Consider the following 22,980-nt stretch of genomic DNA (forward strand, 5'->3'; position numbering starts at 1 on the left):
TTCTGCTCAGCGCGCCGCCGCCTGCTTCTCCAGCGAACGGGCGTATTGCGTCAGCGGGAAGCACATGAGGAAGAAGATCAGCGCCACCAACCCATAGACCTTGAAGGGTTCGAAGGTGGCGTTGTTGATGGCGTTGGAGGTCCTGACCAGCTCCTCGAAGCCGATGATCGAGGTTAGCGCCGTCGATTTGATCAGCTGCACCAGGAAGCCGACCGTCGGCGCGCGGGTGATCGAGAAGGCTTGCGGCAGGATGATCAGCCTGAGTTCCTGGAGATAGTGCAGGCCTAAGCTGGCGCCGGCATCCCACTGGCCGCGCGGCAGCGCGTCGACGCCGGAACGCCAGATCTCGGCGAGGTAGGCGCTGGCGAAGAAGGTCAGGCCGAGCACCGCCGCGGTCCACGGTTCGATGCGCAGGCCGAGCATGGGAAGCCCAAAGAACATCAGGAAAAGCTGCATCAGCAGCGGCGTTCCCTGGAACAGGGCGATGTAGCCGGAGGCAAAGCGCCGGCTCCATTTATTCTTGGATATCCTCAGGAACAGCACCGCCATTCCGACGGCAGCGCCGCCGACAAAGGCGGCCAGCGACAGCAGCACCGTCCAGCGGGCGGCGAGCAGAAGGTTGCGCACGATGTCCCAGAAGGTGAATTCGATCATGACACACCAGCTCCGAGAACACGGCGCCCACCGGTGACCAGCAGCCGTCGCAAGGCCATCGACAGAGCGAGGTAGACCAGCGTCACGACGAAATAGGTCTCGAAGGAACGGAAGGTGCGCGCCTGCAGCATGTCGGCCTCATAGGTCAGCTCGCGCACCGCGATCTGCGAGACCACGGCCGATTCCAGCATCATGATGACGATCTGGCTGGTCAGCGCCGGATAGATGATCTTGAGCGCCTGAGGCAGCACGATCTTGATGAAGACCTGGCGGGGCCTCAAACCCAGCGCCAGGGCGGCTTCCGTCTGCCCGCCCGGCACGGCATCAAGCCCGGCGCCGACGATCTCGATCGTATAGGCTGCCATGTTGAGCGTCATCGCCAGCATGGCGGCCAGGATCGGGTCGAGCCTGATGCCGAGGCTGGGCAGGCCGAAGAAGATGAAGAACAACTGCACCAGGAACGGTGTGTTGCGCATCACCTCGACATACCAGGCGATGGCCCGCTTGAGCAGCACGGGGCCGTTGCGCCGTCCGGCGGCGCCGAGGATGCTGAGCAGCGTCCCCGCCAGCGTGGTGACGGCGATCAGCAGGATCGTCGTCACCGCGCCATGCGCGATGTCGCCCACAGCACCCGGGAGCCAGGCAAAGGCCACGGAAACTCAATCCTTGAGATTGTCGGGGTTGAGCGGCGTCTTCAGCCAGGCCTTCGAGCTTTCGTCCAGCTTGCCGTCGGCCAGCATCTTGGCGATGGCGTCGTTGACCGCCTTCTTCAAGCCGTCCTCGTTCTTGTTGAGGCCGATATGCGAGGGCGAGGTCAGCAGCTGGAATTTTTGCTCCGGCTTCAGCGCATCCTGCTTGGCCAGCACCTGGGCGCCGACATCGTTGCCGACGACCATCAGCTGGGTCTGGCCGGAGATGAAGGCCTGGATGACCGAATTGTAGTTGTCGAAGCGCTTGATGTCGGCCGAGGCCGGTGCTGCCTCGGTGAGCGAGGTGTCCTCGAGCGTGCCACGGTTGACGGCGATCGACTTGTCGGCAAGGTCTTCCTTGCCTTTGACCGTCATCGCCGCCGGCCCGATCACCGCGATGTAATAGGGTGCGTAGGCAGCGGCGAAGTCGATGACCTGCTCACGCTCCTTCGAGTAGCCGACGCTCATCAGTATGTCGACGCGATGGTCGTTCAGATAGGGGATGCGGTTCTGGCCGGTGACGGCGACCGGGTTGAGCTTCACCTTGAGCGTGTCGGCGATGTACTGCGCGACATCCATGTCATAGCCCTTGAGGCTCATATCGGCGCTGGCCGAGGAGAAGGGCGGGAAATCGGCGAAGACGCCGACATTGATGGTGCCGGCCTTGGTGATATCCGCCAGCGCGTCGGCATTGGCGGCCTGCGTGGCGAAGCCGAAACCGGCGGCGCCCAGCACCAGGATGGCGGCGATGGATGATTTGAGTGTTTTTTGGATTGTCATTGGTATTCCCCTTCTGGAAGCTTTTTGATTGTCTGGGTCGACCGCCGGCTCCAGCGCGGCGGCCGCCTTGGTTTTGGTCGTCAGGCTCCCTTGCCCGTAATGGCCGGGCTGAACACCATCAGGCTCAGGATTTCGAACAGCACCTGGGCGCCGGCGTGCGCGGTGTTGGTGGTGGCGTCATATTGCGGCGCCACCTCGACGACGTCACCGCCGACGATGTTGATGCCTTTGAGGCCGCGCAGCAGTTCGAGCACCTCGCGCGTCGTCAGGCCGCCGACTTCCGGCGTGCCGGTGCCCGGCGCGAAGGCCGGGTCGACGCTGTCGATATCGAAGGAGACATAGGTCGGGCCGTCGCCGACGATCTTGCGCGCCTTCTCGATGATGGCGGGTATGCCGAGACCGGTCACCTCCTCGGCGTGGACCACGGTCATGCCGGACTCGTAGGTGAACTCCCACAGATATTCGGCCGAGCCGCGAATGCCGATCTGGATGGTGCGGGTCGGATCGAGCACGCCATCGAGCACCGCGTTGCGGAACGGTCCGCCGTGGTGGAACTTGGTCATGTCGAACAGGCCGCTGGTGTCGCAATGGGCGTCGATGTGGATGAGGCCGACCGGGGCCTTCTTGCCGACGGCCTTCAGGATCGGATGGCTGATCGAATGATCGCCGCCGACCGACAGTGGAATGACGCCGGCATCGACGATCTGGTTGGTGCGGCGCTCGATATCCTCATGGCTGATCTCCAGCCGGTAACGGCTGCGGAACGGCGTGTCGCCGATGTCGGCCACCCGAAGCTCATGCGTCGGGGCGCATTCCAGCACGTGATTGTAGGGGCCGATACGTTCGATGGCGCGCAGCGCCCGCGGCCCAAAGCGGGAGCCCGGCCGGTTGGTGACGCCGAGGTCCATCGGCACGCCGATGATGGCCACCTGCAGGTCGCCGAAATCCGGATTCTCCGCAGCGATTTCACGGTAGGGCGCGGCGAGGAAGGTCGGAATGCCGGAATAGGGCGCCAGCCTGGTGCCGCTCTTGGAGAAGATCTTGTCGGCGACCTTGCGGAACTTCGGGTCGAACATTTCGCCGCCATGGCTCTCGCCATACTTGCGACGCAACGCGTCGAGCTTGCCGCGATCGTAACCCATATCCGTTCCTCCTGGCTGATGCTGTATGACCGTCGGCGACCCCAGGCGAACTGACCGTCATCCGGCCGGGTCGCTGTCCCGCTGGCTGCCTGCAGATTTCACGTCTTGATGCTGTTCCGGGCTGAAGTGTCCGGCAGCCGCATTGAAAAATCAATTGATATTGTTAGGGTGTTTTCTGTGAGAAAATCTCACAAAGAAGTGGAGCATCATGGCCAAGCGCCTGCCACCCCTGAACCCACTGCGCGCCTTCGAGGCCACGGCGCGCCATGGCTCGCTGACCAAGGCGGCGGGTGAGCTGAATGTCACGCATGGCGCCATCAGCCACCAGATCAAGGCGCTGGAACAGTCGCTCGGTGTCAAGCTGTTCGAGCGTGTCGGCCAACGGGTCAAACTGACGCCGCATGGCGCCGAGCTCTTGCCGGCGGTGTCGACAGCCTTCGACGGCATCGCCGCCGCCACCCAGCGGCTGACACGGCCGGCCAGCAGCGGCGCGCTGTCGGTGTCCTGCGTGCCGGCATTGCTGCTTTTGTGGATGACGCCGAGGCTGGGCAGCTTCACCGCGCAATATCCCGACATCCAGCTGACGCTCATCCCCTCCAACGATCCCAGGGATATCCGCGCGCCGCATATCGATGTCTGCGTACACTATGGCAATGGCAGCTGGGCCGATTGCTGGATGCGCAAATGGTCCGGTCTCGAACTGTTTCCCGTGGTCAGCCCGACCTTGATCAACAACCGGCCGATCCGCAGCGTTCGCGATCTCGCCGATCATGTCTTCCTGCATGGCGATGACGGACGCGAATGGCACACCTGGCTGGCAACCGCCGATGCATTGGATCTCGAGCGCGGCCGCCGCCATTATCTGGGTGACGCACGCATGGCGACCGAGGCCGCGGTGCACGGCCATGGCGTGGCGCTGGGCGATTCCGTAACGGCAAGCGCGCTGCTGGCCAGGGGCATGCTGGTCGCGCCATTCAGCCTGTCGGTGCCGGCGGTCGACGAATTCTACATCGTCTGCCGCAACGAAATGCGGACGACGCCGATCGTGCAGGTGTTCATCGACTGGCTGTTCGCCGAAAAGGCCGGGGATGACGGCCGCGCCGACGCTCCGGTCGCCGGCCGCATCATCAGCCGCCGCAAGCGTCCGCAACTCAAGGTCATCGGCGCAAAGACCGGGAGCTGAGATTGGCCTGTCCACAGCCATATGCAGGCCGTTCTTTTTGTCGGGCCAGCTTGAAAGCGGGCAGCGTTCTGGCCAATTCGATGCTATGAGGCCTGTCGCGATTGTGGGTGGCAGGCAGCGAAGGCGGTAACCAGACATGGCAAAGACCGATATTGCGCGGCGCGTCTACAACCACACCTGGAAGCTCGACCCGATCGTGCGCAGCCTGCTCGACACGGACTTCTACAAGCTTTTGATGCTGCAGATGATCTGGGGCATGTACCCCAAGGTGGAGACCACCTTCTCGCTGATCAACCGCACAACCTCGGTGCACCTGGCCGACGAGATCGATGAAGGCGAGTTGCGCGAACAGCTCGACCATGCCCGCACGCTGCGCTTCTCCAAGAAGGAGATGATCTGGCTCGGCGGTAACAATTTCTATGGCCGCAAACAGATCTTCGAACCGGAATTCCTGGCCTGGCTGGAAGGCTTCCGGCTGCCGGACTACGAGCTGTCGAAGCGCGACGGCCAGTATGAGCTGACCTTCAGCGGGCCGTGGATGTACACCACGCTGTGGGAAATCCCGGCGCTCGCCATCATCAACGAACTCCGATCTCGCGCGGCCATGCGGGCCTTCGGGCCGTTCGCGCTCGATGTGCTCTATGCCCGCGCCAAGGCCAAGATGTGGGCCAAGACAGAGCGGCTGAAGGCTCTGCCCGGCATCCGCATATCGGATTTCGGCACGCGCCGGCGCCATTCCTTCCTGTGGCAGCGCTGGTGCGTCGAAGCGCTGAAGGAAGGCATCGGCGAGGCCTTCACCGGCACCTCCAACGTGCTGCTGGCCATGGACAACGACCTCGAAGCGCTCGGCACCAACGCGCATGAACTGCCGATGGTGTTTGCCGCCCTTGCCAAGTCCGAGAAAGAGCTGAAACAGTCGCCCTACAAGGTGCTGCAGGACTGGCAGCGCTACTATGGCGGCAACCTCTTGATCGTGCTGCCCGATGCTTTCGGCACCGCCTCCTTCCTGCGCGACGCGCCGGACTGGGTGGCCGACTGGACCGGCTTCCGTCCCGACAGCGCACCGCCGATCGAGGGCGGCGAAAAAATCCTGTCGTGGTGGCGCGAGAAGGGCAAGGACCCCAAGCAGAAGCTGCTGATCTTCTCCGACGGGCTTGAGGTGGAAACCATCGAGGAGACCTACCGTCATTTCAAGGGCAAGGTGCGCATGTCCTTCGGCTGGGGCACCAACCTGACCAATGATTTCGAAGGCTGCGCGCCGATCGAAACCAACAGCCTCGATGCGATATCGCTGGTCTGCAAGGTCACCGAGGCCAATGGCAGGCCGGCGGTGAAGCTATCCGACAACCCGGCCAAAGCGACGGGGGATAAGAAGGAGATAGAGCGCTATATCAGGATTTTTGGCCAGAAGGACCGCGTGGAGCAACTGGTCAAGGTGTGAGGGGCGACCGGTGCTTCCGGCATCGCCACACGAGACCGCAAAATTGGATAGGCTGAGTTCCTTGGCGCCCCCCTCTGTCCTGCCGGACATCTCCCCCACTTGGGGGGAGATTGGACTTCATCTCCGCCTTCGCCAATCTGCAACGTCGCTAGAGAGGCGCCGATCGCGCGARCTGCCAATCTCCCCCCTCGTGGGGGAGATGTCCGGCAGGACAGAGGGGGGCGCCGTAGAGCGCGGCCCTCTGTCGTTGGCCTTATTGCTTACCGCCGTATCGCTCATATCCCCCACCCCCGCCTTCGCCCACGCCTCCGATCGAGGCCACGTCCTGCTCCTGCCAACAGGCTACTATCTGATCGGCGGCGCCTTCGCCGTGGCCGTCAGCTTCCTCGTGCTGGCGCTGCTGCCGGCGGCTTCGCTCGACAAATTCTGGCGTCGGCGCCGGCCGCTTTTCGCCTTCGGTGACAACGCTCGCACCGCCATCAGCCTGGCATCCTTTGCCGGCTTTGCAATTCTCATTGCCGCCGGCTTTTTCGGCAGCCGCGACCCGCTCTCCAACCCGCTGCCTCTAGTGATCTGGACGCTGCTGTGGGCCGGCGGCACGCTGCTGCAAGGCGTCTTCGGCGACCTCTGGTTATGGCTCAATCCCTGGCATGGGCCATGGCGCCTCGCCTCTCGCCTGCTCGGCACAAACGATGAGGGACCATGGCGCCTCCCTCGATGGCTCGGCTGCTGGCCTGCCGTCATCCTGTTTTTCGCCTTTGCCTGGTTCGAACTCATCGATCCGGCGCCTGACGATCCGGCCCGCCTTGCATGGGCCGCCGGTCTCTACTGGCTGTTCTCTTTCCTGGCGATGCTGGTATTCGGCTATCCCCAGTGGAGCCGCAGCGGCGAGTTCCTGACCATCTTCTTCGCGATGGTGGCGCGCTTTGCGCCGGTTGAGCGCGACGAGGAAGGCCGGCTTGCACTGTGCTGGCCGGGCGCCAAGCTGCTCGCGGCGGAGCCACTTTCGTCCAGCGGCATCGCCTTCCTGCTGCTGGCCCTGTCCTCGGTCTCCTTCGACGGCCTGTCGAAAACCTTCTTCTGGCTCGGCCTGTTCGGCGTCAATCCGCTCGAATTCCCCGGCCGCACCGCCGTGATCGGCAGCGCCACTTTCGGGCTCGTTTTGACATTCGTTCTGCTGGTGGCGGTGTTCCTTCTCGCCGTCATCCTCGGCCAGCGTCTTGCGGGCAGTGATCAGCCACTCGGACAAGCGGCCGGCCTGCTGGTGTGGTCGATCGTGCCGATCGCACTCGCCTATCACGTCGCGCACTATCTGACGGCGCTTCTGGTCGACGGCCAGTATGCGCTAGCCTCCCTGTCCGACCCGTTCGCGTTGGGTTGGAACCTGTTCGGTACCGCCGACATCCAGGTCGAGGCCGGCATCGTCGCCGGCGCGGAGTCGGCGTGGTGGCTGTGGAACATCCAGGCCGGCGCCATCATCCTGGGCCATGTGCTCGCCGTCCTCATCGCCCACGGCTTTGCCTGGCGCCTGCATCCGCAGCCTGCCCGCGCCGCACTCAGCCAGTTTCCGCTCACCCTGCTGATGATCGCCTACACCGTCTTCGGCCTCTGGTTGCTTGCCACGCCGACCGCCGGATGAGAAAAGGGCGGCCCCGATGTCGTTGGGGAAAGCTCGCTTGCCACATCAAGGCTTTGGTGATTTAGTTTGTACACATGCAATTTTTTGCACCCTCTGAGCGAGGATGCCGAAGCCGCCTTATCGTTGGTCAAAACCGAAAAACAGGGGAACGAACATGGCTGACAAGAACGGATTTTTCGACCTCTCCAAGACCGCCTTCACCTCCAAGACTGGCCTCACCCGCCGCACGGCGCTGAAGGGCCTGGCCGCAGGCGCCGGCCTTGCCGTGGCGCCAGGTTTCGTTCGCTATTCCCAGGCGCAGAGCTCGGCGCCGATCAAGATCGGCTTCCAGTCGCACCGCACCGGCATCGGCGCTGCCTATGGCCGCTGGTACGAGAAGACCACCGCTGCCGCCGTCAAGGCGATCAACGCCGCCGGCGGCATCAATGGCCGTCAGGTCGAGGTCATCATCGAGGATGACGGCACCGATCCCGGACGCGGCGCCGAAGTGGTCGGCAAGTTCGCCACCCAGCACAAGACCGACATCGTCTTCGGCACGCTGTTCTCGCATGTCGTGATCGGCTCGGCGCCCGCCGCCGGCGAAAACAAGATGCCCTATTTCGTCGTCAGCGAAGGCCACCATGTCGCTTCGACCAAGCTCAACCGCTACGTCTTCCAGCCCGGCATCACCGACGTGAAGAGCCAGATCCAGTCGATGGCGCCGTGGATCGCGGCCAATGCCGGCAAGAAGGTGACGCAGATCTTCCCCGATTTCGCCTTCGGCTACGACCACCGCGACTACCTGCCGCCGGCGCTGAAGGCGCAGGGCGCTGAGGTCATCGCCCAGATTGCCATCCCGCCGACGGAATCGTCCTTCACCAAATATTTTCCGCAGATCCCGCCCGAGACCGAAGTGATCTACCATGTCATGGTCGGCCCGGCGGTGCTCACCTTCGTCAAGGAACTCGGCGAGTTCTACGGCTCCAACCGGCCGCAGCTGTTCGGCTTCATCGATTCGCTCGAGGCCACCGACATCAACAGCCCCGGCCTGGAATTTTTGGACGGCAGCCATTTCTGGGAAGGCTCTCCGCGCTACGCGCAGGCCGATGACAGCGAAGCGCAAAAGGCCTATCGCGCCGCTGTCGGCATCGACGACAATGGCGCCGCCGTCGGCGACCCAAAGGACGTTTCCACCGCCGCGCATATGTTCGGCTGCTGGGAAACGCTCTATGTCGTCAAGAAGGCGATGGAAGACGCCGGCTACAAGGGCCCGGAAGACCGCGCCAAGCTGGTTGAGGCCACCGAAGCCCTGACCGCCTTCGCCGAAGGCCCTGAGCATCCGCAAGGCGCGAAAACCTTCAACGGCAAGATCCACCAGTGCTTTGGCATCCAGAACATCTCCAAGGTCGAAGGCGGCAAGCTGAAGGTTGTGCACAAGACCAAGATCGAAGACGGGTTTTACGAGGCCGAGGGGGATTATACGACGCAGGCGCTGTGAGCTTAGCTCCAGCAGCGTGAGCGCCAAGGCACCCCCCTCTGTCCTGCCGGACCCGGCCCTTCGCTGTCGCTCCGGGCGTTCGTCGTTCGGAAAGCCAAGCAATTGGCTTTCCGTCCGCTACGCGGACCACTTCTCACCCCCCGCAAGGGGGGTGCCTCGCGCATCCCTCGGTGCCTAGCCGATGCACTTCGGACCTCACCTCCTCCTTGCCGCCCTCGAAGGCCTCGTCACCTCAGCCGTGCTGGCGCTGACGGCGCTGGGGCTGTCGCTGGTGTTCGGCGTCATGCGGGTTGTCAATGTCGCGCATGGCGAGTTCTTCATGCTGGGTGCCGTGCTCGCCTGGGCGATCACCACGGCGATCGGCGGCCATCCGGCGCTCGGCTTCCTGGCGGCACTGGTGATCGCGCCGCTGATCGTCGGCGCCATCGCGCTGGTCGCCGAGCGGTTGGTGCTGCGTCGGCTGAATTACAATCCGGAAGCCACCATCGTTGCCACCATCGGCATGCTCTACATCATCCAGCAATTGGCGCTGACCTTCTATGGTCCGGAAGCGCGGCCCGTCGAGCCGCCGTTCAACTACCGCATCCTTTTGCCGTGGTTCGGCTATTCCGGCTACAAGCTGTCGATCATTGCCGCTTCCGCGCTTCTCCTGATCGCGACATGGCTGGTGCTGACGCGCACGAAGATCGGCCTCGTCATGCGCGCCACGCAATATGACAGCGAGACGGCGCAGGCCTTCGGCATCCCGGTCGGCCGCGTCTATGGCGGCGTCTTCGCGCTTGGCGCCATGCTGGCGGCGATCGCCGCGGTGTTGATCGTGCCGATCAGCCAGGCGCATTATCTGATGGGACAGGATCCGCTGCTGCTGTCCTTCATCGTCGTCATCATTGGCGGTCTCGGCTCGCTGCGCGGCACGGTCGGTGCCGCCGTGCTGATCGGCATGTCGGACGGCATCATCTCGATGTTCTTCTCGCCGACCTTGGCCAAGATCATCGCCACGCTGCTGGTCGCCATGGTGCTGGTGTTCCGGCCGCAAGGCCTGTTCGGGACGGCGTCGCGATGAGCGAAGCTTCGCCGGCAAAGGCCTATGCGCTGCATCTCGGCGTCATCGCCCTGCTCTTCGTGCTGAGCTTCCTGCTGCCGGATTACTATCACGGCCTGCTCGCCCGCATCATGGTGCTGGCAGTGTTCGCCATGGGTTACAACATGCTGTTTGGCTATGTCGGCCTGCTCAGCCTCGGCCATGCCATGTTCTTCGGCGCCGGGCTCTACGGCGCCGGCCTTGCCATCATCCAGCTTGGTTGGGGTGTGCCACTGGCCTTCCTCAGCGGGATTGCCTGCGGCGCGGTGCTGGCGCTGGTGATCGGCCTGCTGGCGCTGCGCACCACGGGCGTCGCCTTCATGATCGTCACCATGATGTTCGCGCAGGTGTTTTATCTCCTGATCCTCTATTTCGCGGCCTGGACCGGCGGCGATCAGGGTCAGGTTGTGCCGCAGCCGGCGCGCGTTCTCACTTTCGGTGCGGCCTCGCTCGATCTCACCAATCCGACCGTGCGCTACATGAGCGCGCTGGCGCTGTTCTCGATCGTGCTGCTGATCACACTGGCGATCGTGCGCTCCCGCTATGGCCGCGTGCTGGTCGCCATTCGTGAGAACGAAGAGAGGACGAAGATGCTGGGCTACGACACCTTCTCCAACAAGCTCATAGCCGTGGTCGTCTCCGGTACGATCTGTGCGGCGTCGGGTGCCGCCTATGCGCTGCTGTTCGGCTATGTCGGATCGAGCTTCGCATCGGTGCAATATTCGATCCTGCCGCTGCTCTGGGTCTTGCTCGGGGGTGCTGCCACAACGCTCGGGCCGCTGATCGGCACGGTCTTCATGTACTATGTCATCGACGTCACCAGCGGCTACACATCGGCCTATCTGCTGATCGTCGGCGTTGCGCTGATCCTGCTGGTGCTGTTTTTCCCCAAAGGCATTCTTGGCACCATTCGCCAGCGCTGGCTCGGGTGGCTGCCATGACGCCGCTTTTGACCACAAAGGGCCTGTCACGCAATTTCGGCGGCCTGCGCGCCGTCGATGGCGTCGACTTCACCTTGATGCCCGGTGAGATCCGCGCTGTCATCGGTCCCAACGGGGCGGGGAAGACGACCTTCGTCAGCCTGGTCAGCGGCCGCATCCAGCCCTCTTCGGGTGCGATCGTCTTCGACGGCGCCGACATTACCGGCCTGCCGGCGTATATCCGGGTGCGCCAGGGCATCGCCTACACCTTCCAGATCACCAGTGTCTTCGCCAATCTCAGCGCCTACGAGAACGTCGCGCTGCCGGTGCAACGGACACTGAGCGATGGCCGCTCGAAAGGCGCGGTCAGGGCCGGCGTCATGACAGCGCTCGAACGCACGGGATTAGCCGATCGCGCCCATATGCCGGCGGGGCAATTGTCCTATGGCCACCAGCGTCTGCTGGAGGTGGCGATGGGCCTGGCGCTGAAGCCACGCCTTTTGATCCTCGACGAGCCGACGCAAGGCCTGGCCGACTCTGAGATCGACAATTTCATCACCTTGGTGCGCGAGATCGCGAAAAACGCCACCGTGCTCCTGATCGAGCACAACATGCCTGTCGTCATGCAGCTAGCCGACCGCATCACCGTCTTCAATGCCGGCAAGATCCTGGCTGAAGGCACGCCCGAGGCGATCCGCGAAAACGCGGCGGTGCAGGAAGCCTATCTGGGGACCGCCCCATGATTGAGACGAACAAGGCGGAAGCATTGCGGATCGCGGGACTGGAATGCTTCTATGGCGAGGTCCAAGTGCTGTACGGGCTCGACCTCGTGCTGAACAAGGGCGAGGTGCTGTGCCTGTTCGGCCGCAACGGCGCCGGCAAGACGACGACGCTGAAGGCGATCATGGGCCTGGTTCCCTCAAGTGCCGGCTCGATCAAACTCGCCGGCCAGGAACTGACCGGCCTGCCGGCGCATGAGGTGCCGAAGGCCGGCGTCGCCTATGTGCCGCAGGGCAGGCGGCTGTTCGCCGAGATGACTGTGGCCGAAAACATCGAGATCGGGCTGATGGCGCGCGGCAAGGGCAAGACGACACGGGAAACCGTGCTCGACCTCTTCCCATTGCTGCGCCAGCGGCTGCGGCAGCGCTCGGGCACATTGTCGGGCGGCGAGCAGCAGATGCTGGCCATGGCGCGCGCTCTCTGCCTCGAACCGCAAGTGCTGCTGCTCGACGAGCCGACCGAAGGTCTGATGCCGTCGATGATCGCAAAAATCCGCGAGACGGTGGCGAAGCTGCGCGACATGGGCGTCTCGACCATCCTGGTCGAACAGCGCGTCGACGCGGTGCTGTCGGTCGCCGACCGGGTCTCGTTCATTGAGAACGGCCGCAACCGCGAAACGGTGGATGTCGAGGAATTGCGCGCCGATCCATCGGCGGTCAGGCGCTATGTCGGCGTCGGCTGATCAGCCGAAAAACAGAAAGCCCGCGATCAAGAAGGTCGGGATCAGCACCAGTCCGGACCACAGCATATAGCCGAAGAAGCCGGGCATCTCGACGCCGCGCTGCCGGGCGATGGCATAGACCATGAAGTTGGGCGCATTGCCGATATAGGTGTTGGCGCCCATGAACACGGCGCCCGCCGAGATCGCGGCAAGCGTCGAGGCAAACTCCGTCATCAGGTGGTGTGGATCGCCGCCGGCCAGCTCGAAGAACACCAGATAGGTCGGCGCGTTGTCGAGGAAAGACGACAGCGCCCCGGTCAGCCAGAAATAGGCGAGGTCGTTGGGTGTGCCTTGCGCTGAGGTGACGAGCGCGACCAGCGGCGCCAGCGCGCCGTCATGACCGGCCCTCAGGATGGCGATGACCGGCACGATGCAGATGAAGATGCCGGCAAACAATTTTGCCACTTCCGCGATCGGTCCCCAGTTGAAGCCGTTCGCTTCGCGGTACTCCCGGCTGGAAATCGCCAGCGAAACGAAGGCCAGCGCCAGGATGACGGCATCGCGCACCAGGTTCTGCAATTCGAGGGTCACGCCTTGAATGGAGACGCTGACCTCCGGCTTCCATGTCGCCGACAGCAGGATGGCGCCGATGACGCCGGCCAGCAGCGGAACGTTGGGCAGGCCGCGGATGCGTATTTTCGAATCCGGCGTCGGATCCTTGATCTTCGGCGCGCCGTTTTCGCGCCGGTGCAGGATGATGTCGATCGCCAGGAACGCCGCAAGCACCAGGCCGCCAACGAACAGCGTCTCGTGCCAGAGGTTCGCGGTCGTCCAGAAGAAGTCGACGCCGCGCAGGAAGCCGACGAACAGCGGCGGGTCACCCAAAGGCGTCAGCGAGCCGCCGATGTTGGACACCAGGAAGATGAAGAAGATGACGACATGGGCGTTGAACGGCCTGTTGTCGTTGGCGCGGATGATCGGCCGGATCAGGATCATCGAGGCGCCGGTCGTGCCGATGACCGAGGCAAGCAGCGCGCCGACCAGCAGCAGCCCGGCATTGACCAGCGGAGTGCCGTGGATGTTGCCGGCGACCAGGATGCCGCCCGAAATGGTGAACAGCGCAAACAGCAGGATGATGAACGACATGTACTCGGTGAGCAGCGCATGCAGCACCGCCTCGGTCGCCGAGGGGACACCGAAGGCGAGCGCCAGCGGCACGATCACCAGCGCCGCCCAAAGGGCCGCGATCTTGCCGTAGTGATGCTCCCAGACGTGGGGAAACAGCAGCGGGCCGGTGGCGATTGACAGCAGCAGGCCGGCAAAGGGCAGCGCCCACCATAGAGACATCGAGGCTCCGGGCAGCGCGTGTTCCTCGGCCGCGAAGGCTGCTCCCGGGACCAGCATAGCGACGGCCACGACGCATGCCGCGCGCAGGGGGAGCGAATATGAAAAAGGCCCCCTCATCCGGCCGCTACACGGCCACCTTCTCCCCGAGGGGAGAAGAGACTGGCGTCAGCGCTCGCCATCTCCTCTCCCCTCGGGGAGAGGTCGGATTGCCCCGAATTGCTTTTCGCAATTCGGTTGGCAATCCGGGTGAGGGGGTTCTTTCCCAAAGGACGGATCAGTCCGACAGATGGTCTTCAAGCGTCACGCCGGCTTCGCGCATGCGCTGCAGCATGGCATCGAGCGAGCCGTTGAGGTCGATGCCACGGCAGGCATCGAGCCGGACGGTGGTTTTGAACCCCTGGCTGACGGCGTCCAGCGCCGAAAAACCGACGCAGAAATCGGTCGCCAGGCCGACCAGGGTGATGGTGTCGATGCCGCGCTCCCTGAGATAGCCACCGAGGCCGGTCGACGTCGAATGGTCGTTCTCGAAGAAGGCCGAATAGCTGTCGATGGCGGGGCGAAATCCCTTGCGGATGACCAGTTCGGCCTTGGTCCAGGCAAGGCCGGAATGAAAATCCGAGCCGAGGCTGCCCTGGATGCAATGATCCGGCCACAATGTCTGCTGGCCATAGGGCATTTCGATCATCGTGAAAGGCTGCGCACCCGGATGGCTGGAGGCAAAGCTGGAATGGCCGGCGGGGTGCCAGTCCTGCGTCAGCACGATATGGTCGGCGTGGCGGATCATATCGTTGACCAGCGGCACGATCTCGTCGCCGCCGGTCACGGCCAACGCGCCGCCCGGGCAAAAGTCGTTCTGCAGGTCGATGACAACAAGCGCTTCGTCGGCCATGGGCTTCCCTCTTCTATGTCATGCTCCAGTGGAAATGCCGCGAACGCGACCGGAGGCAGAAACTTGACCAGATGGCCGGCTGCGTCAACCTCTGGCGGTATAACAAATGCGTGGCGGTGTAGTTGCGGCAAACTCTGGCTTTGACAATTTCTGCCGGCTTGATATCATTTGCATACGAATGAATTTCCGGTTTCAAAACCGGCAAGACAATCCCGGGGTAAACGCCCTGGGTGGGCCAATTCAGGGGAAGGCCCCATCTCTGGGAAGGCAAAGCGTGATCCGTTACGCGAAACCCACCACGGTCGACGAGGCGCTCGCGCTGCTTGGCGAGGGCGCCTGGCGCATGCTTGCCGGCGGCACGGATTTCTATCCGGCGCAGGGCGCGAAGCCGTTCCGCGACAATGTCCTCGACATCAATGGCCTCGCGGCGCTGCGCGGCATCGCCGAGACGGATGACCATTTCGTCATCGGCGCGCGCACGACATGGACCGACATCATCCGCCACCCCTTGCCTCCCGCCTTCGACGCGCTGAAGCAGTCGGCGCGCGAGGTGGGTTCGCCGCAGATCCAGAATGTCGCTTCCGTCGCCGGCAATCTCTGCAACGCCTCGCCAGCCGCCGACGGTGTGCCGGGCCTGCTTATCCTTGATGCCGAGGTCGAACTGCGCTCGGCAACGACGACGCGCCATCTGCCCTTGCCGGATTTCATTCTCGGCAATCGCCGCACGGCCTTGCAGCCAGGTGAAATGGTCACGGCTATCCGTGTGCCAAAACCTGCCGCCAGCGGCACGTCCGCTTTCGTCAAGCTCGGCGCCCGGCGCTATCTCGTCATTTCCATCGCCATGGTGGCGGCCCGTCTGGTCGTGGAAAACGGCACTGTCATTGAAGCAGCGATTGCCGTGGGATCGTGTTCGGCTGTCGCCAAACGGCTTGCCGGTGTCGAGGCCGCGATACGCGGGTTGCCGGCAGATGGCGGGCTCGCGGCTGCGGTTCAGTCCGCGCCGATGACCGAGCTGTCGCCGATCGCCGATGTTCGCGGCAGCGCCGAATACCGGCTGGATGCGGTGCGCGAGATTGTTGCCCGGGCCGTATTGATGGCCGCCGGACCGATGAACGACCATATGGTGGCAGCATGAGCCAGGTTCTGCCTGAAGTCAGTGAAGCTCTGCTCTATCCGAGCGGTGTCCAACTTGGCCTCGGCCTTGAACGCGCCGATATCGCCTTCGCGGTCAATGGCGCAGCCGTCTCGGTCAATGTGCCACCGCTGCGCCGGCTGTCCCAGGTGCTGCGCGATGAATTGCAACTCACCGGCACCAAGGTCGGCTGCGACGCCGGTGATTGCGGCGCCTGCACGGTGCTGGTCGACGGCGACCCCGTCTGCGCCTGCCTGATGTCGGCGGCCTCGGCCGCCGGCGCATCGGTGACGACAGTCGAGGGGCTTGCCAATGACCGGCTTTCAGCGTTGCAGGCCTCCTTTCTCGCCCATGGCGCGGCGCAATGCGGCATCTGCACGCCGGCGCTGCTGGTCGCGGCAACAGCGCTGTTGGACACCAAACCGAGACCCACCGAGACCGAGGTGCAGGATGCGCTGGGCGGTATTTTGTGCCGCTGCACCGGCTACCGGAAGATCATCGCGGCGGTGATGGAGGCCTCCTTGCAGGCAGCCAGCCTCGATTTCTGCCTGCCCCAGTCCGGCCACGCCGTTGGCGCGTCACCCGTCAGGCTCGACGGCGTGCCGAAGGTCACCGGCGCTGAGAAATTCGGCGGCGATTCCTTCCCCGCCGATGCGCTTGCGGTGCTGGTGATCCGCTCGCCGCATTATCACGCCAGCTTCGCCTTTGGTGATCTCGACGGCTGGGCCAAGGCGCGTCCCGGTATCGTCGGTGTCTTCACGGCAGCCGATATTCCGGGAAAGAACTGTTTTGGCGTCATCGGCCCTTTCGCCGACCAGCCGGCGCTCGCCGAAGGCTTTGCGCGCCTGCGCGGCGAAGCGGTGGCGCTGGTCGCCGGCGAGCGCGAGGCGATGCTCGATCTCGATTTGTCGGATTTTCCGATCCGCTGGACCGAACTGCCGCATTTTCTCCAGCCTGCCGAAGCCCAGGCTGACGGCGCCGCGCTGATCCATGCAAATCGCCCTTCGAACCTGCTGACCTCCGGTTTTGTCGAACGCGGCGATCCCGAGGCGGCGCTTGCTGCCGCCGCCATCACGGTTTCCGGCGCCATCGACACCTCCTATGTCGAGCACGCCTATATCGAGCCGGAGGCCGGCCATGCCTATATGGACGGCGACACGCTGGTCGTCGTCGCCTGCACCCAGGCGCCCTACATGGACCGCGACGACACGGCGAAGGTGCTCGGCCTTGCCGTCGACAGGGTGCGTATCGTGCCGACCGCCACAGGCGGCGGCTTCGGCTCGAAACTCGATGTCTCGCTGCAACCGCTGATCGGCCTCGTGGCGCTGAAGACCGGACGGCCGGCGGCGCTCACCTACACCCGTAACGAATCGATGATGTCGACCACGAAGCGCCATCCCTCGGAAATGAAAGCGACCATCGGCGCCGATGCCGACGGCCATGTCACCGGCATGATCTTTGCCGGCGATTTCAACACCGGCGCCTATGCCAGTTGGGGACCGACCGTGGCCAACCGCGTGCCGGTACATGCATCCGGCCCCTATGCGACGCCGAACTACCGCGCCGAGGGCCGCGCCATCCACACGCATGGTCCGATCTCCGGCGCCTTCCGTGGCTTCGGCGTGCCACAGGCGACCATCATGCAGGAGACGCTCTATGATGAGCTGGCCGACAAGCTCGGCATCGACCGGCTCGACTTCCGCTTGAGAAACTGCCTTCGGAACGGTTCCGAAACGGTCACCGGACAGAGGCTGGAGTCCGGTGTCGGCATTGCCGAATGCCTTGAGGCGCTGCAGCCGCATTGGGCGCGCGCGACGGCTGACACAGACGTTTTCAACAGTGCTCATGTGGACAAAAAGCGCGGCGTTGGCATCGCTTCGTGCTGGTATGGCTGCGGCAACACTTCGCTGCCCAACCCGTCGACCATCCGCGTCGGCATTGTGGCTTCGGGTGACGTCATCCTGCACCAGGGCGCCGTCGATATCGGCCAGGGTTCGAACACCGTCATCACCCAGATCTGCGCCGATGCACTTGGCCTGCCGCTGGAAAGATTCCGGCTGAAGAGCGCCGATACGGCGATCAGCCCGGACGCCGGCAAGACCTCGGCCTCGCGCCAGACTTTTGTCACCGGCAAGGCGGCCGAAAAAGCCGGCCGCGCCTTGCGTGAAAAGATCCTGCGCTTCGCCAATGTCTCCGACAAGGCATCCCTGCAACTGGACGGTGCGGCGATCGTCATTCGCGAGGGTGACGCCACCCGCCGCATCGATCTCGCCTCACTCGACGCCGATGCCGACGGCTTCGTCTTCCGCGCCGAGGAGACTTACGACCCGCCGACGCTGCCGCTCGATGCCAAGGGCCAGGGCAAGCCCTACGCCCTCTATGGCTACGGCGCGCAGATCGCCGAACTCGAGGTCGATCTCAAGCTCGGCACGGTGAAGCTGCTGAAAATCACCGCGGCGCACGATGTCGGCAAGGCGATCAACCCGCTATTGGTCGAAGGCCAGATCGAAGGCGGCATCGCCCAAGGCATCGGCATGGCGCTGATGGAAGAATACATTCCCGGCCGCACCGAGAACCTGCACGATTATCTCATCCCGACCATCGGCGACGTGCCGCCGATCGAGACCATTCTGGTCGAGGTTCCCGATCCCGAAGGGCCGTTCGGCGCCAAGGGGCTGGGCGAGCATGTACTGATCCCGACGGCGCCGGCGATCCTCAACGCCATCCGCCACGCCACCGGCGTCCTGGTCACCAAGGTTCCGGCGACGCCGACGCGTATCCGCGCTGGCATTCGTGAAAAAGATGGCATCCGCGAAAAGGAGGCACGCCAATGAGCGAGCTTGCCGAACGTTTCGAAACCCATGATCCCGGCGAGAAGCTGGTGGCGGAGAAGATCCGCTGCGATGCCTGCCCGGTGATGTGCTACATCGCCGATGGCCGCACCGGCGCCTGCGACCGCTACGGCAATACCGGCGGCCGGATCGTGCGCATGGACCCGCTGACCATCCTCGACCATGCGGCCGAGACTGGCGCGGCTATGGTGCCCTTCATTGCCGAGGGCGAGGCATGGGATGGCGAACTGGTCAACACCGGCCGTCGCTTCGTCACGGCAATCGGCGCCGGCACCACCTATCCCGACTACAAGCCGGCGCCGTTCATCGTCAGCCAGGAGGTCGAGGGCGTCGATCTCGTCACCGTCGTCACCGAAGGCATTTTCTCGTATTGCGGCGTCAAGGTGAAGATCGACACCGACCGTCACCTTGGCCCGGAAACGGCTGTCGTGCGTTCGCAAGGCGAGGCGATCGGGCATGTCACAACAGGCGAGTATGGCTCGCAGATGCTGTCGCTCGGCGGTGTGCATCATTTGACCGGCGGCTCCAAGTCGGAAGGCCGCGCGACTTGCGACGCGCTGCTCAATCTGTGCAACCGCAAGCCGGTGGAACTCATCATCGATGGCGGCGCCACGATCATCGTCGAAGCCGGCAAACCACCCGTCATCGATGGCAAGCAGGAACACCGCATGCGCGTCGGCTGCGGCTCGGCCACCATCGGCATGTTCGCCACGCAATGGCGCGGGCTGGTCGACGAGGTGGTGGTGGTTGACGACCACATCACCGGCGTGGTTTCCGAGCACCAGGCTGGCAAGGTCTTGGGCTGGCAGGATACGGGCATAAAAATCGTCGGCCGGCGTTCGACGCCCGGCCGCTATTTCAAGGTTTCCGAGCCCGGCCTCGGCTGGGGCGGCACCTCGATTTCCGACCCGTTGTCGATCCTTGGCGACTGGAACGCCAAGAAGGGAGCGCGGCCGGGGCTGTCGCTGCTGATGGTTTCGACGACAGGCGAGCAGTTCGCCTATTACGAGCTCGACGACGAGCTGAAGCCGGTCGAGAAACCGTTCCCGGAGCGGCTGCAGAAGTCAGTCAATCTGATCGAGGACAATTGCGAGCCGGCTTTGTGCACCGTGCTGTTCATCGGCGGCGCCGGTGGCTCGCTGCGCGCCGGCGTCACCGAAAACCCGGTCAACCTCACCCGCTCAGTACAAGGCTTGAAGACTTATGTGACGGTCGGCGGCGCGCCGGTCTATGTCTGGCCCGGCGGCGGCATCACGCTGATGGTCGATGTCACGCGCGTGCCTGAAGGTGCCTTCGGCTATGTGCCGACGCCGGCGCTGGTGGCGCCGATTGAATTCACCTTGCGCCGTGACGACTATATCAGGCTCGGCGGCTACGAAGCCGAAATCCGCAGCGTCGAGGACATCGTCGCCAAGGGCGGCGAATACCTCAATGCACGCAGCGGCACCGGTGCCGCGGCCAGCAATCCATGGCCGCCGCTGGCGCAGTTGCGGCGCGATGCTTCAAACGGGACCGGATGATGGACGGCCCGCAAGCGCATTGGCTGCAGGACGGCAAGCGGCTGCATCTCAACCACGGGCCGATCGACCTGATCGTCGAGGCCTTTGGCGAGGCGCACGAATGCCAGCTGGCCTATGAGCAGGCGATTGCACGCTTCCAGACGATCCTGATCGAGTTGGTCGAGGAGCTTCCCGAATTGCGGCTCCCGGCATTTTTCCTGGCGCCACGCACCTTTGCCGGCCCGACGGCGCGCCGCATGGAAGCAGCCGTCATGCCCCTGGCGGAATGCTTCATAACACCGATGGCCGCCGTTGCCGGATCGGTAGCCGACGAAATGCTCGCCGCATTGCTTACCGGTCGCAAGCTCGAGCGCGCCTATGTCAACAATGGCGGCGACAGCGCTCTCCATATCGGCACGGGCCAGTCGATGGGTCTGGCGGTGGCCGGCACCGGCAATGGCATGGCCGACCGGATCACGATCCGCGCGGAAGATGGCGTTGGCGGCGTCGCCACCAGCGGTTGGCGCGGCCGCTCCTTCTCGCTTGGCATTGCCGACGCCGTCACCGTGCTGGCGCGGACCGGTGCCGAGGCCGATGCTGCGGCGACGCTCATTGCCAACGCGGTAGACCTGCCCGGCAATCCCGCAATCAGGCGCATTGCCGCACATGAACTGTCGCCCGACAGCGATCTCGGCGAGCGGCTGGTGACACAAGGCGTCGGCACGCTTGCACTTGGCGAAGTGGCGCGGGCGCTGGACAACGGCCTTGCTGTCGCCGAAGATTTTCGCCGGCGCGGCCTGATTGCCGCATCGGCGCTGTTTCTTGGCGGTGAGGCCCGCATCAGTGGCTCGGTTGCGCTTGCCGCGCCCAACAAAAATCCGAGGGAGGAAGTTGCCCATGCCTGAGTTTCCGATCCGCAAGATCGCGGTGCTGAGCGAAGAGATCTTTCACGAGGGCGGTCCGGTCGCGGACGTGCCGCGCCGGCGTGCTGCGGCCATGGCCGTGGTCAGGAACCCGTTCGCCGGGCGCTATGTCGAGGATTTGCAGAGCGCCATGGACGATCTGAAGCCGCTCGGCCTGCTGCTTTCCGACCGCCTGATCGCAGCGCTCGGCGGCGACGTCAAACAGATCGACGGGTACGGCAAGGGCGCCATCGTCGGCATTGCGGGCGAACTGGAGCACGGCGCGCTGTGGCATGTGCCGGGCGGCTACGCCATGCGTGAGCGGCTCGGCGACGCCAAGGCGATCGTTCCCTCGGCCAAGAAGGTCGGCGCCTTCGGCTCGAAGCTCGACGTGCCGCTCGGCCACATCAACGCCGCCTATGTGCGCAGCCATTTCGACGCCATGGAAGTCGGCATCAGCGATGGTCCGCGCCCCGATGAGATTCTTTTTTGTCTGGCCATGACCTGCGGGCCGCGCATCCACAACCGCATGGGCGGCCTTGCGGCCGACGGCATCAAGGCCTGGGACGGGCTGCGGTGAGCGGCGAGGATAATCTGCTCAAGCTGGTCGAGGTCGAGGCGCCGGACGATCAGGATTATCTCCTGCAGGAGCAGGTCGGCTTCATCCTGCGCAAGGCGCATCAGCGCCATGTCTCGATCTTCGCCGCGCATATCGGCGACCTGACGCCACCGCAATTCGCGGCACTGGCCAAGCTGCGCGATGTCGGCGAGACCTCGCAGAACCAGCTTGGCACGCTGATCGCCATGGATGCGGCAACAGTGAAGGGCGTCATCGACCGCCTAAAGGCGCGCGGCCTGGTCGAGCTTTCCAAGCACGAGGTCGACAAAAGGCGGCTGCTGGTCAATTTGACCCCCGAAGGCCGCGACGCCATCGAACGCCTGATACCCCTGGCGCGCGATATCACCAGAGAAACGCTGGCGCCGCTCTCGGCCAAGGAGATCACCACCTTCACGAAGCTGCTGGCGAAGCTTGCGTGAGGTCTATCAGATATCTGCCGTATCGATCCTGATCAGGGCCTGAACACCCCGGAACAAAGCGCCTGCAGTTTCGAAAAGACGCCCTTGCCGCCCGTGATGACTTGCGTCCCGCTCTGCAGCACCGTCTTCGGATCGGCCTTCAGAACAGTGCCGCCGGCCTCCTCGATCAACAGCATCCCGGCCAGGCAGTCCCAGGCGTTCATATGCTCTTCGACATAACCAAGCAGCCGGCCCGAGGCCACATAGGCCAACATCAGCGCGCCGGATGCGTTGCGGAAGAAGACGCCACCTTCGGCGAGGATCCTGCTGATCAGCACGGCGATGTTCTCGGCCTCAGCCCGGTTTGAAAATCCGGTTCCCACCGAGCCTTCCTCCAGGCTGGTCGCGGCACTTGTCTTGATCGGCCTGCCATTGACGAAGGCGCCGCCGCCGAGCCTGCCGTGGAAGGTTTCACCGGTCGATGGCTCGTGGATGACGCCGACGACCGTCTCCCCGTCCTTTGCGCAAGCGATCACCACGCACCAGGCCGGAATACCGCGTACGAAATTGGCGGTGCCGTCGATGGGGTCGATGACCCAGACATAGCCGGTCGAACCAGTGACCGAGGCATGCTCCTCGCCGACGATGCCGTCCTGCGGGTAATCGGCGGCGATGGCCGCGCGGATGAACAGCTCGACTTCGCGGTCGGCTTGCGAGACCAGGTCCTGATGGCCCTTGCTCTCGATGGTCAGGCTTTCCAGATCGCGGAAATATTTGAGGCCGAGTTCGCCTGCCCGCCGCGCCAGATCGATGGCAAACTGCGTGCGGGCGTCAAGATCATGGGTCACGGGAAAGCTCGCTCTTGCCTCTGGATGCTCCGCACTTAGCAGAGCAT

The 22,980-nt window shown here is 64.1% G+C and carries 21 protein-coding genes; 14 read left to right on the top strand and 7 right to left on the bottom strand.

Going from position 1 to position 22,980, the window contains the following annotated elements; translation table 11 throughout:
- Nucleotides 1–6 precede the first annotated feature (6 nt).
- The 4 genes from AC1DX4_RS02455 to speB all read right to left on the bottom strand — a co-directional run bounded on the left by AC1DX4_RS02455 (nt 7) and on the right by speB (nt 3,265).
- Nucleotides 7–654 carry an amino acid ABC transporter permease gene (locus AC1DX4_RS02455; RefSeq protein WP_477218796.1) on the bottom strand — a complete coding sequence of 216 codons (648 nt, stop codon included), beginning with the start codon at nt 652–654 and terminating at the stop codon, nt 7–9.
- Nucleotides 651–1,307 carry an amino acid ABC transporter permease gene (locus AC1DX4_RS02460; protein WP_477218797.1) on the bottom strand — a complete coding sequence of 219 codons (657 nt, stop codon included), beginning with the start codon at nt 1,305–1,307 and terminating at the stop codon, nt 651–653. Before AC1DX4_RS02460 ends, AC1DX4_RS02455 begins: the two co-directional genes overlap by 4 nt.
- Nucleotides 1,308–1,313: 6 nt before the next feature.
- On the bottom strand, nt 1,314–2,123 hold the full coding sequence (locus AC1DX4_RS02465; RefSeq protein WP_477218798.1) for a transporter substrate-binding domain-containing protein: 810 nt from the start codon (nt 2,121–2,123) through the stop codon (nt 1,314–1,316).
- 80 nt (nt 2,124–2,203) lie between these two features.
- Entirely contained in the window at nt 2,204–3,265 is a 1,062-nt protein-coding gene (speB, locus tag AC1DX4_RS02470) for an agmatinase (protein ID WP_477218799.1), read from the bottom strand.
- Between the two features lie 208 nt (nt 3,266–3,473).
- Between speB and gcvA the strand changes: the two genes are divergently transcribed.
- The 8 genes from gcvA to AC1DX4_RS02510 all read left to right on the top strand — a co-directional run bounded on the left by gcvA (nt 3,474) and on the right by AC1DX4_RS02510 (nt 12,468).
- On the top strand, nt 3,474–4,448 hold the full coding sequence (gcvA, locus tag AC1DX4_RS02475) for a transcriptional regulator GcvA (RefSeq protein ID WP_477218800.1): 975 nt from the start codon (nt 3,474–3,476) through the stop codon (nt 4,446–4,448).
- 136 nt (nt 4,449–4,584) lie between these two features.
- The gene (gene pncB / locus AC1DX4_RS02480) at nt 4,585–5,889 is read left to right on the top strand and encodes a nicotinate phosphoribosyltransferase (RefSeq protein WP_477218801.1); all 1,305 of its coding nucleotides are present in this window, start codon (nt 4,585–4,587) and stop codon (nt 5,887–5,889) included.
- Between the two features lie 199 nt (nt 5,890–6,088).
- A complete protein-coding gene (locus tag AC1DX4_RS02485; protein ID WP_477218802.1) occupies nt 6,089–7,528 on the top strand; it encodes a hypothetical protein in 1,440 nt (479 codons plus the stop codon).
- 154 nt (nt 7,529–7,682) lie between these two features.
- On the top strand, nt 7,683–9,005 hold the full coding sequence (locus tag AC1DX4_RS02490; protein WP_477218803.1) for an ABC transporter substrate-binding protein: 1,323 nt from the start codon (nt 7,683–7,685) through the stop codon (nt 9,003–9,005).
- A 181-nt stretch (nt 9,006–9,186) separates the two neighbouring features.
- A complete protein-coding gene (locus AC1DX4_RS02495) occupies nt 9,187–10,068 on the top strand; it encodes a branched-chain amino acid ABC transporter permease (RefSeq protein WP_477218804.1) in 882 nt (293 codons plus the stop codon).
- Complete coding sequence (locus tag AC1DX4_RS02500; RefSeq protein ID WP_477218805.1) at nt 10,065–11,027, top strand: branched-chain amino acid ABC transporter permease; 963 nt, start codon at nt 10,065–10,067, stop codon at nt 11,025–11,027. Before AC1DX4_RS02495 ends, AC1DX4_RS02500 begins: the two co-directional genes overlap by 4 nt.
- Nucleotides 11,024–11,749 carry an ABC transporter ATP-binding protein gene (locus AC1DX4_RS02505; protein WP_477218806.1) on the top strand — a complete coding sequence of 242 codons (726 nt, stop codon included), beginning with the start codon at nt 11,024–11,026 and terminating at the stop codon, nt 11,747–11,749. The genes AC1DX4_RS02500 and AC1DX4_RS02505 overlap by 4 nt, the downstream gene beginning before the upstream one ends.
- Complete coding sequence (locus tag AC1DX4_RS02510; protein ID WP_477218807.1) at nt 11,746–12,468, top strand: ABC transporter ATP-binding protein; 723 nt, start codon at nt 11,746–11,748, stop codon at nt 12,466–12,468. Before AC1DX4_RS02505 ends, AC1DX4_RS02510 begins: the two co-directional genes overlap by 4 nt.
- Here the strand turns inward: AC1DX4_RS02510 and AC1DX4_RS02515 are convergent, their stop codons facing one another.
- Together AC1DX4_RS02515 and pncA are read right to left on the bottom strand one after the other, a co-directional pair.
- The gene (locus AC1DX4_RS02515) at nt 12,469–13,911 is read right to left on the bottom strand and encodes a sodium:proton antiporter (protein ID WP_477218808.1); all 1,443 of its coding nucleotides are present in this window, start codon (nt 13,909–13,911) and stop codon (nt 12,469–12,471) included. It abuts the gene before it with no gap.
- A 157-nt stretch (nt 13,912–14,068) separates the two neighbouring features.
- Entirely contained in the window at nt 14,069–14,683 is a 615-nt protein-coding gene (pncA, locus tag AC1DX4_RS02520) for a bifunctional nicotinamidase/pyrazinamidase (RefSeq protein WP_477218809.1), read from the bottom strand.
- 178 nt (nt 14,684–14,861) lie between these two features.
- Between pncA and AC1DX4_RS02525 the strand changes: the two genes are divergently transcribed.
- Genes AC1DX4_RS02525 through AC1DX4_RS02550 form a run of 6 tightly spaced genes read left to right on the top strand, consistent with a single transcriptional unit; the run spans nt 14,862 to nt 22,106 of the window.
- A complete protein-coding gene (locus AC1DX4_RS02525; protein ID WP_477218810.1) occupies nt 14,862–15,818 on the top strand; it encodes an FAD binding domain-containing protein in 957 nt (318 codons plus the stop codon).
- On the top strand, nt 15,815–18,649 hold the full coding sequence (locus AC1DX4_RS02530) for a molybdopterin-dependent oxidoreductase (RefSeq protein WP_477218811.1): 2,835 nt from the start codon (nt 15,815–15,817) through the stop codon (nt 18,647–18,649). The genes AC1DX4_RS02525 and AC1DX4_RS02530 overlap by 4 nt, the downstream gene beginning before the upstream one ends.
- Entirely contained in the window at nt 18,646–20,187 is a 1,542-nt protein-coding gene (locus AC1DX4_RS02535) for a 6-hydroxynicotinate reductase (protein WP_477218812.1), read from the top strand. Before AC1DX4_RS02530 ends, AC1DX4_RS02535 begins: the two co-directional genes overlap by 4 nt.
- Nucleotides 20,187–21,071, top strand: a complete 885-nt coding sequence (locus AC1DX4_RS02540; protein ID WP_477218813.1) for a UPF0280 family protein — start codon at nt 20,187–20,189, stop codon at nt 21,069–21,071. Before AC1DX4_RS02535 ends, AC1DX4_RS02540 begins: the two co-directional genes overlap by 1 nt.
- Nucleotides 21,064–21,648 carry an amino acid synthesis family protein gene (locus AC1DX4_RS02545; RefSeq protein ID WP_477218814.1) on the top strand — a complete coding sequence of 195 codons (585 nt, stop codon included), beginning with the start codon at nt 21,064–21,066 and terminating at the stop codon, nt 21,646–21,648. Before AC1DX4_RS02540 ends, AC1DX4_RS02545 begins: the two co-directional genes overlap by 8 nt.
- Nucleotides 21,645–22,106: a MarR family winged helix-turn-helix transcriptional regulator gene (locus AC1DX4_RS02550; protein ID WP_477218815.1), complete on the top strand. Its 462-nt coding sequence runs from the start codon at nt 21,645–21,647 to the stop codon at nt 22,104–22,106. The genes AC1DX4_RS02545 and AC1DX4_RS02550 overlap by 4 nt, the downstream gene beginning before the upstream one ends.
- Nucleotides 22,107–22,138: 32 nt before the next feature.
- Here AC1DX4_RS02550 and AC1DX4_RS02555 read toward each other — a convergent pair whose 3' ends face one another.
- Complete coding sequence (locus AC1DX4_RS02555; protein ID WP_477218816.1) at nt 22,139–22,933, bottom strand: inositol monophosphatase family protein; 795 nt, start codon at nt 22,931–22,933, stop codon at nt 22,139–22,141.
- Nucleotides 22,934–22,980 lie beyond the last annotated feature (47 nt).

This window comes from Mesorhizobium sp. P3_A8, from assembly GCF_056402995.1.

Coding starts and splice junctions, on each gene's coding strand:
- AC1DX4_RS02455 (WP_477218796.1), bottom strand. CDS start 654: ATGATCGAATTCACCTTCTGGGACATCGTGCGCAACCTTCTGCTCGCC.
- AC1DX4_RS02465 (WP_477218798.1), bottom strand. CDS start 2,123: ATGACAATCCAAAAAACACTCAAATCATCCATCGCCGCCATCCTGGTG.
- speB (WP_477218799.1), bottom strand. CDS start 3,265: ATGGGTTACGATCGCGGCAAGCTCGACGCGTTGCGTCGCAAGTATGGC.
- gcvA (WP_477218800.1), top strand. CDS start 3,474: ATGGCCAAGCGCCTGCCACCCCTGAACCCACTGCGCGCCTTCGAGGCC.
- pncB (WP_477218801.1), top strand. CDS start 4,585: ATGGCAAAGACCGATATTGCGCGGCGCGTCTACAACCACACCTGGAAG.
- AC1DX4_RS02485 (WP_477218802.1), top strand. CDS start 6,089: ATGTCCGGCAGGACAGAGGGGGGCGCCGTAGAGCGCGGCCCTCTGTCG.
- AC1DX4_RS02490 (WP_477218803.1), top strand. CDS start 7,683: ATGGCTGACAAGAACGGATTTTTCGACCTCTCCAAGACCGCCTTCACC.
- AC1DX4_RS02495 (WP_477218804.1), top strand. CDS start 9,187: ATGCACTTCGGACCTCACCTCCTCCTTGCCGCCCTCGAAGGCCTCGTC.
- AC1DX4_RS02500 (WP_477218805.1), top strand. CDS start 10,065: ATGAGCGAAGCTTCGCCGGCAAAGGCCTATGCGCTGCATCTCGGCGTC.
- AC1DX4_RS02505 (WP_477218806.1), top strand. CDS start 11,024: ATGACGCCGCTTTTGACCACAAAGGGCCTGTCACGCAATTTCGGCGGC.
- AC1DX4_RS02510 (WP_477218807.1), top strand. CDS start 11,746: ATGATTGAGACGAACAAGGCGGAAGCATTGCGGATCGCGGGACTGGAA.
- AC1DX4_RS02515 (WP_477218808.1), bottom strand. CDS start 13,911: ATGAGGGGGCCTTTTTCATATTCGCTCCCCCTGCGCGCGGCATGCGTC.
- pncA (WP_477218809.1), bottom strand. CDS start 14,683: ATGGCCGACGAAGCGCTTGTTGTCATCGACCTGCAGAACGACTTTTGC.
- AC1DX4_RS02525 (WP_477218810.1), top strand. CDS start 14,862: ATGAATTTCCGGTTTCAAAACCGGCAAGACAATCCCGGGGTAAACGCC.
- AC1DX4_RS02530 (WP_477218811.1), top strand. CDS start 15,815: ATGAGCCAGGTTCTGCCTGAAGTCAGTGAAGCTCTGCTCTATCCGAGC.
- AC1DX4_RS02535 (WP_477218812.1), top strand. CDS start 18,646: ATGAGCGAGCTTGCCGAACGTTTCGAAACCCATGATCCCGGCGAGAAG.
- AC1DX4_RS02540 (WP_477218813.1), top strand. CDS start 20,187: ATGGACGGCCCGCAAGCGCATTGGCTGCAGGACGGCAAGCGGCTGCAT.
- AC1DX4_RS02545 (WP_477218814.1), top strand. CDS start 21,064: ATGCCTGAGTTTCCGATCCGCAAGATCGCGGTGCTGAGCGAAGAGATC.